The organism is Abiotrophia sp. (assembly GCF_057275535.1).
Genome location: NZ_DBHIRJ010000017.1, coordinates 1 through 7,687 on the forward strand (window position 1 = coordinate 1; position 7,687 = coordinate 7,687).

The following is a 7,687-nucleotide window of genomic DNA, read 5'->3' on the forward strand; positions in this document are numbered from 1 at the left end:
AAAAACCATATTGAGATATAGCGTAAAGTAGGAGGAAATATTATGCCAAGACCAAGAACAAAAGAAGATTTAATGATTGCAGCGAAAGAAAACTATGATAAGTTGAACGTATTAATTGCTAAGCTATCTGACGAAGAATTAAACACACCTTTTGACTTTTCAAGTGATGAAAAAAAGAAAGAGGCTCATTGGAAAAGAGATAAAAATCTAAGAGATATTTTGATCCATTTATATGAATGGCACCAGCTTCTTTTGAATTGGGTAGATACAAATTTAAAGGGAGTGGCAAAACCTTTTATTCCAGCTCCATATAATTGGAAAACTTATGGAGATATGAATGTCGAGTTTTGGAAAAAACATCAAAATACTTCTCTTGAAGATGCAAAAGAAATGTTTCATAAATCCCATAAAGATATTTTAGAATTAGCTGAGAGATTTACAAACGAAGAATTATTTTCAAAAGATGTCTATAAGTGGGTAGGAGGAAGTGTACTTGGTTCGTATTTTGTAAGCACTACTTCAAGTCATTATGATTGGGCGATGAAGAAATTAAAAGCACATCAAAAAAATTGTAAGAAAAAATAAGCAGATATGGAGATGAATAAATAGGATCATATCATAAAGTTAGCTTTCTATTGGAAAATCTAATGCTTAAGTTGTATACTAGTGTTATCACAAGCTTGGAGGTGAATACGTGCGTGATTGCTCCAGTGATAGGTCGCGCATGACAATCATCATGAAAATTATCCTAACTATCTTGTTTATTGTCCAAATAATTTTATCGCTTTATCTAGCTTATCTTACGAAGAAGGCTAATAAGCTAGACGCTGAAATTCAGGCATTAAAAGAAGAAGCTGAACATAAAAAACTAACATAAGGCAACAAGTCAAAAGAGCCAGCCCCCTAGGGCTGGCTCTTCTATTTCATTTTCACTTAAACAAGGCCTTAGCCGCGTCCGCGATATAGTGGGCGGTGTCTGACTGGTTCATGGTATAGAGGTGAATCCCGTCGGCGCCTTGGGTGATCAGGTCGACAATTTGGTCCAGGGCATAAGCTAGGCCGGCTGCCCGGAGGGCTTGAGGCTCGTGCTCATACTTGTCCAGGATGGCTTTGAATTTGCGAGGCAACTTGGTGGTCTCACAGGTGGTCAGCAGGCGCAGGGCCTGGTTGCGGTTGACGATGGGCATGATACCCGCCAGGATTGGCACTTCGATATTGGCCAGGGCGCACTTTTCCTGGAAATGATAGAAGCAATCATTGTCGAAGAAGAGTTGGGTAATCAGGCGGTCAACGCCAGCGTCGACCTTGCGCTTGAGGAAGCGGATGTCCGCGACTGCATTAGGTGCGTCGGGATGGACTTCCGGATAGCAGGCCGCCGTAATGTCGAAATGGGGCTTGCCTTCCTTAATGAAATGAATGAGCTCTTCCGCATAAGAGAAGTCACCGACCGGCTCCAGGCCTTCCAAAATGTCGCCGCGTAGGGCCAGGACCCGACGGATGCCCAGTTGGTCCAGAGAATCCAAGCTATCCGCCACGCGCTCCTTGCTCAGGTACATAGCTGGCAGGTGGGCGATGGTGGGGATGTGCAGGGTATTCTGAACGTGATTGGCTACCTTAAGGGTGGTTTCCTCAATATTAGGCTGGCGATTGCTGCAGGTGACACTGATGAAGTCCGGCTTGAGTTCCGCCAAATCATTCAAAGTATGGGTCAGTCTCTCCGCCCCAACTTGGGTGTTGGGCGGGAAGACTTCATAGGATAAGGATGGATGGTGGAAGGGTGCCGGTGGCTGTGTCATAGGGGTTAGAGCTCCTCTCGAATGTTACGGGTAGCCTGGGTTAAGTTAACCAAGCTAGCCTTAGTTTCTGGAATACCACGCGTCTTGAGACCGCAGTCTGGGTTGATCCAGACACGTTCAGTTGGCACTTTGGCCAAGATGGCGCGGATGGTGTGTTCAATTTCTTCCACAGAAGGGACACGAGGGGAGTGGATGTCGTAAACCCCAGGACCTACTTGTAATTGGAAGTTTTGGCGTTCTAATTCGTCCAAGATGTGGAGGTTAGAACGGGATGCTTCGAAGGAAATCACGTCCGCATCTAATTGCTCGATGGCAGGGATGATGTCAGTGAATTCACTGTAGCACATGTGGGTGTGGATTTGAGTCGTTGGTGCCACGCCGGAGTGAACCAAGCGGAAGGCTGGAATAGCCCAGTCTAGGTATTCAGAGTACCAGTCAGACTTACGCAAAGGTAATTTCTCACGGAGGGCTGCTTCGTCGATTTGGATGATATGGATGCCGGCAGCTTCCAAGTCAAGGACTTCCTCACGGATTGCTAAAGCAATTTGCAGGGTAGATTCCTTGATGGTGATGTCTTCACGAGGGAAGGACCAGTTAAGGATAGTCACCGGACCGGTTAACATGCCTTTAACAGGCAGGTCGGATTGGGCTTGAGCGTAGGCAGACCACTTAACGGTGATAGGACGTTCACGCTTAACGTCGCCCCAGATGATTGGTGGCTTCACGCCGCGGGTCCCGTAGGATTGTACCCAACCGTTCTTAGAGAAGAGGTAACCGGACAGGTTCTCACCGAAGTATTCCACCATGTCGTTACGCTCGAATTCACCGTGAACCAGAACGTCAAGGCCGATTTCTTCTTGCCACTTGATCCATTCGTCGATTTCAGCTTCGATGAAGGCAGTGTATTCTGCTTCTGTCTTCTCGCCACGACGGAAGGTCGCACGGTTAACCTTGACTTCGCGTGTTTGTGGGAAGCTCCCGATAGTGGTAGTAGGTAAGACTGGTAAGTTGAAGGCTTGGTGTTGAGCCTTAGCACGTTCAGCCAAAGCAGGTTGGCGGGTGAAGGCTGCGTCATCTAGGCCAGCTAATTGAGTAGCTAATTCCGCATTGCGAACCGTACGTTCTGCCGCAAAGAGGGCCTTGTTAGCTGCTAAGAATTCATCCCCTTGGCCAGCACGGATAGCATCTAATTCACGTAACTCGTCTAATTTCTCAGCAGCAAAAGCGAAGTGAGCCAAGATTTCAGGCGCAAACTCTTCGTTAGCTGTAGTGAAAGGTACGTGGAGGAGAGAACATGAAGTGGATAGGACCACGTTTTGGGCTGGAATTTCTTCTAAGAGGGCTAAGGTCTTAGCGTAGTCGTTGCGCCAGATGTTCTTACCGTTAACCACCCCTGCGTAGAGGACCTTGTCAGCTGGGAAGCCGTGTTCTTTGACTAATTCTAAGGTCTTGCGGCCTTCTAAGAAGTCCAAACCGATGGCTTCAACTGGTAATTGTACCAAGTGGTTGTAGACGTCACGCACGTCACCAAAGTAGGTTTGTAAGAGGACGGACAAGCCAGCCTTGTCAGCTAATAGGCCTTGGTAGAGTTTGTCGAAGAGGGTCAATTCCAATTCAGAGATGTCCTTAACTAGGGCAGGCTCATCTAATTGGATGTCAGTCGCGCCTAAGTCAGCCAAGCGACGGAAGACTTCCTTGTAGGCCGCTACTAAAGGCTCGATGAATTGAACTGGGTTAACACCTTCAGCGTACTCAGCCAGACGTAAGAGGGTGAATGGCCCAACTAAGACTGGACGAGTGTGGATGCCTAAGTCCTTAGCTTCTTGGAATTCATCGAAAAGCTTGTGGCCGGCCAACTTAACTTGGGTGTTAGCTTCGAATTTAGGTACAATATAGTGGTAGTTGGTGTTGAACCATTTTTTCATTGGGAGGGCGCGTACGTCACCTTTTTCCCCTTGGTAGCCGCGGGCTAGGGCGAAGTACTTGTCCAATTCGCTCAAGTCAATGGCTTGAACCTGCTCAGGTACGATATTGAAGAGGACAGCAGTGTCCAAGAAGGTATCGTAGAGGGAGAAGTCATTACTTGGGATTTGGTCCACGCCGCGTTCTTGGGCTAGGCGCCAATGTTTAGCGCGGAGTTCCTTAGCGGTTGCTTGAAGTTCTTCAGCGCTGATTTCCTTACGGAAGTATTTTTCAGTAGCAAATTTTAATTCACGGTGTTCCCCGATTCGTGGGAAACCAATAATCGATGTTGTCATGCAATCGACCTCCTTATTGATAAGTCTATCCTATCATGGAAACGGTCCTCTTGAATAATTGAAAAAAAGTATACACGGTTATAGTTTTAGGTTATAATATACTGGAGTAATTCAAGGGAGTGACTATGATGCGAATCCAACAACTGCAATATCTTGAGAAAATCGTGGAATCGGGCTCTATTAATGAAGCAGCCAAGGCCCTCTTCCTATCCCAGCCCAGCCTCAGTAACGCCATTAAGGAATTAGAGCAGGAGATGGATCTGCAGCTGCTAGTCCGCCAGAAGTCCGGGGTCTCTCTGACCAATGAAGGCCGGGAGTTTATGATTTATGCCCGCCAAATCCTGGACCAGGTCAAGCTCATGGAAGCCAAATACAAGCAACACACCGTCCGTAAGCAGGCCTTCTCGGTGTCCGCCCAGCACTATGCCTTCGTGGTCCATGCCTTCGTGGACTTGATTAAGCAGGTGGATGCGGAAGAGTACCAGTTCACCCTGCGGGAGACCGAGACCCAGAACATCCTGGAAGACGTCATGTCCTTCAAGAGTTCCCTGGGCATTCTCTACCTTAACAAGTTCAACCGCCAGGTCCTGACCAAACTCTTCAAGGAGAAGAAGCTCAAGTTTACGCCTTTGTTCAAGGCTAAGCCCCACGTCTTCGTCTGCCGGGACAACCCTTTGGCCCAGAAGTCTTCGGTCAAATTACGGGACCTAGAGGACTATCCTTACCTATCTTATGAGCAAGGCCAGGAGAACTCCTTCTATTTTGCGGAAGAGATTTTGAGTACCCTTAACCGCAAGATGCACATCAAGGTCAGCGACCGGGCCACCATCTTCAACCTCATGGTGGGGCTCAACGGCTATACCATTTCTTCAGGGATTATCTCCAGCGAGCTCAACGACGACAAGATCATCGCCATTCCCCTGGAAGTGGACGACATGATGACCCTGGGCTACCTCATGCCTCAACAGGTAGAGCCAAGCCCTATTACCCGCCAATACCTGGACCTCCTGCGGGCCAATATCCGTGGCTATGGGTTTGAGATTCTGGAGGATAAGGACAAGGACAAGTAGGGGGGGCTAGTTACTTAGTTTCTGCCCGCCTGACGGCAATAAATTAGATATAATGAAAAAGACCAGCTGCCTGGCCCTTTGTGGGGAGGTGGCTGGTTTTTTGGTGTCTGCCTGCCGAGCCGTGACTGCCTGGCCTCATTAAGCCAAAAGGCGGGCCAAGTGCAGGGACCGGCTCCAGCCCGCCTACGGCTGTCTTCCGCCTTGTCTGGCTATGGCTGGGCTAAGTCGCTAGGGCTCCAAGCCCCGCTCATACGCCAGCCATCCTGACCAGCACCAGGCCCGCTTTTGGCTTAATGAGGCCAGGTAGTCACTGGGGATTGGGGAAAGAGGAGTAGCCTCCTAGGTATATGAGGGGGAAGTTATTAATGACTTACTAAATTTAGAAACGAAAGTTACTTATACAAGGAGTAAAATAGATAAGAAAACGCTATATATAAGTTTGTGAGCATGATATAATGTAAGAGGTTTAACAATTGTAAATACAGAAAGTAGGGGGGTAATGGGAGATTTTTTAGGGGAATTAGCGTTATTAACTAAGAAAAGTAATGAAAAATAAAGGAGGCCTAAGAATGGCTGAAAAAGATAATACGAAAATTGGATTTGAGAAGCAGATTTGGGATGCAGCATGTGTCTTGTGGGGACATATTCCTGCTGCAGAGTATAGAAAAGTAATTGTAGGACTTATTTTCCTCCGCTATATTTCTAGCGCTTTTGAAAAACGCTATGATGAGCTAGTAGCTGAAGGAGACGGATTTGAGAATGATCGTGATGCTTACGCGGAGGAAAATATCTTCTTCGTTCCGGAAGAGGCAAGATGGAGTACAATTGCGTCTGTCTCCCGCGCTCCTGAAATTGGTCAAGTAATTGATGATGCGATGAGAGCAATTGAGAGAGAAAATCCAAGCTTAAAAAATGTACTGCCTAAGAATTATGCTAGCCCTGATTTGGACAAACGTGTGTTAGGCGATGTTGTTGATTTGTTCACTAATGAAGTCAAAATGGATGGAACAGAAGCAAGTAAGGACTTATTAGGTAGAACCTATGAATACTGTATTGCTCAATTTGCCTCTTATGAAGGCACCAAGGGTGGCGAATTCTATACACCTTCCAGTATCGTCAAGACAATAGTTTCTATACTAAAACCATTCGATAACTGCCGTGTTTATGATCCATGTTGCGGAAGTGGCGGTATGTTTGTACAGAGTGAGAAATTCATTGAGGAACATAGTGGTAAGCGAGGGAGTATTTCTGTTTATGGCCAGGAATCCAATGCCGATACCTGGAAAATGGCCAAGATGAATATGGCTATCAGAGGGATTGAAGCAAACCTTGGTGACTATCATGCGGATACTTTCTTCAATGACCTCCATAAGACTTTAAAGGCAGACTTTATTATGGCTAACCCGCCTTTCAACCTTTCTAACTGGGGACAAGATAAATTGAAAGATGATGTTCGTTGGAAATATGGAACGCCACCGTCAGGGAATGCCAACTATGCATGGATACAACATATGATTCACCACTTAGCTCCTAATGGGAAAATCGGCTTAGTGCTTGCTAATGGAGCATTATCTTCTCAATCTTCTGGAGAAGGCGAGATTCGAAGAAAAATCATTGAAGCTGATCTTGTAGAAGGAATTGTTGCTTTACCAACTCAGCTCTTTTATAGTGTGACTATCCCTGTAACACTGTGGTTTATTAGTAAAAACAAGAAACAAAAAGGGAAAACTCTGTTTGTTGATGCGCGAAATATGGGTTATATGGTTGACCGTCGGCATAGAGATTTTAGCGAAGAAGATATAGAGTTATTAGCAAAAACCTTTGAAGATTTTCAAAATGGTAACTTGGAAGAAAAGAAAGGTTTTTCTGCGATTGCGACTTTAGACGATATTAAGAATCAAGATTATATCCTTACGCCAGGAAGATACGTCGGAATAGAAGAGCAGGAGGACGATGGAGAGCCATTCGAAGAGAAAATGGCGCGTCTGACATCTGAACTATCTGAGATGTTCCAAAAGTCTCGTGAATTAGAAGAGGAAATTCGTCAAAAATTGGGGGCGATAGGATATGAAGTGTAACTTAGAATCTATTTGTGATTACCGACAAGGGAGAGTTAAGGTCTCAGAATTGAATCATAGAAATTATATATCGACTGAAAATATGTTGCCTAATAAATCTGGAATAACTACAGCATCATCATTACCTTCGATTGAGAGTACTCAAAAATTTAAACAAGGGGATATTCTGGTTTCCAATATTAGACCATATTTCAAAAAAATATGGAAAGCTAAATATGATGGAGGGTGCTCTAATGATGTGCTTGTTTTTACTGCAAAAGAGGGTATAGATCAAGATTTTTTATATTATGTCTTATCAGATGATAGCTTCTTTGGTTATGTAATGGCTACGTCAAAGGGGACGAAAATGCCTCGAGGTGATAAAAAGACTATTATGAAATATCAGGTTCCTCTGTTTAAAATAGAAAAACAAGAAAAAATAGCAAGCATCCTTTGTAAAATTGATGCTAGAATTGAACTAAATAAAGAGATAAACAATAATTTAG

Annotated in this window: 6 protein-coding genes; 4 read left to right on the plus strand and 2 right to left on the minus strand. The window is 45.2% G+C overall.

Annotation, left to right across the window (positions count from 1 at the left end):
* The first annotated feature begins 42 nt into the window (after positions 1 to 42).
* A complete protein-coding gene (locus ACO53F_RS09425) occupies positions 43 to 585 on the plus strand; it encodes a ClbS/DfsB family four-helix bundle protein (protein WP_268445636.1) in 543 nt (180 codons plus the stop codon).
* Between the two features lie 344 nt (positions 586 to 929).
* Here ACO53F_RS09425 and metF read toward each other — a convergent pair whose 3' ends face one another.
* On the minus strand, positions 930 to 1,796 hold the full coding sequence (gene metF / locus ACO53F_RS09430; RefSeq protein ID WP_485138208.1) for a methylenetetrahydrofolate reductase [NAD(P)H]: 867 nt from the start codon (positions 1,794 to 1,796) through the stop codon (positions 930 to 932).
* 5 nt (positions 1,797 to 1,801) lie between these two features.
* Positions 1,802 to 4,054, minus strand: a complete 2,253-nt coding sequence (gene metE, locus ACO53F_RS09435; RefSeq protein WP_485138209.1) for a 5-methyltetrahydropteroyltriglutamate--homocysteine S-methyltransferase — start codon at positions 4,052 to 4,054, stop codon at positions 1,802 to 1,804.
* A 128-nt stretch (positions 4,055 to 4,182) separates the two neighbouring features.
* Here metE and ACO53F_RS09440 point away from each other — a divergent pair, with 128 nt between their 5' ends.
* From ACO53F_RS09440 to ACO53F_RS09450, 3 genes are all read left to right on the plus strand, one after another.
* Positions 4,183 to 5,124 carry a LysR family transcriptional regulator gene (locus ACO53F_RS09440; protein ID WP_314237840.1) on the plus strand — a complete coding sequence of 314 codons (942 nt, stop codon included), beginning with the start codon at positions 4,183 to 4,185 and terminating at the stop codon, positions 5,122 to 5,124.
* A 569-nt stretch (positions 5,125 to 5,693) separates the two neighbouring features.
* Positions 5,694 to 7,202 carry a type I restriction-modification system subunit M gene (locus ACO53F_RS09445; protein ID WP_485138210.1) on the plus strand — a complete coding sequence of 503 codons (1,509 nt, stop codon included), beginning with the start codon at positions 5,694 to 5,696 and terminating at the stop codon, positions 7,200 to 7,202.
* Positions 7,192 to 7,687: restriction endonuclease subunit S (locus tag ACO53F_RS09450; protein ID WP_485138211.1), on the plus strand; the 496-nt coding region annotated here is incomplete at its 3' end. The genes ACO53F_RS09445 and ACO53F_RS09450, both read left to right, overlap by 11 nt.

Bases quoted from the DNA above. Each gene is read 5' to 3' on its own strand.
- metE (WP_485138209.1), bottom strand. From the start codon at position 4,054: ATGACAACATCGATTATTGGTTTCCCACGAATCGGGGAACACCGTGAA.
- ACO53F_RS09445 (WP_485138210.1), top strand. From the start codon at position 5,694: ATGGCTGAAAAAGATAATACGAAAATTGGATTTGAGAAGCAGATTTGG.
- metF (WP_485138208.1), bottom strand. From the start codon at position 1,796: ATGACACAGCCACCGGCACCCTTCCACCATCCATCCTTATCCTATGAA.
- ACO53F_RS09425 (WP_268445636.1), top strand. From the start codon at position 43: ATGCCAAGACCAAGAACAAAAGAAGATTTAATGATTGCAGCGAAAGAA.
- ACO53F_RS09440 (WP_314237840.1), top strand. From the start codon at position 4,183: ATGCGAATCCAACAACTGCAATATCTTGAGAAAATCGTGGAATCGGGC.